We start from the raw sequence: 266 nt of genomic DNA, 5'->3' as shown, positions 1-266 counted from the left end.
GTAGTACAGCGACTGTTCCGGTTGCCCTTCACCTTTGAACAGCGGTCCGGCGATCGGGTGCTCGAGTAGCTTGTCGGCCATCTCGTGCACCTGCCGGTAGTCGTCGGACTTGAGCGCGACGGCGTTCTCGTCTCTGGCCTTCGCGATGAACGCTTTCGCGTCGGCAGTGCTGGCGGCGCCGTTCGACGCGAGGATCTTCGACGGGATCTCGCGGAGCTCCGAACCGACGCCGAGAACCAGGCTGTGTGCGGCGTGCCCGAAGTCGA

The 266-nt window shown here is 64.7% G+C and carries 1 protein-coding gene; it reads right to left on the bottom strand.

What is annotated here, in order from left to right:
- The coding region (locus tag AC3XQU_RS24055; protein WP_489876643.1) for a hypothetical protein at positions 1-266 on the bottom strand (266 nt) is incomplete at both ends.

Source organism: Telluria sp. AZSoR62, from assembly GCF_058111565.1.
This window is presented reverse-complemented; position numbering and strand designations above follow the sequence as displayed.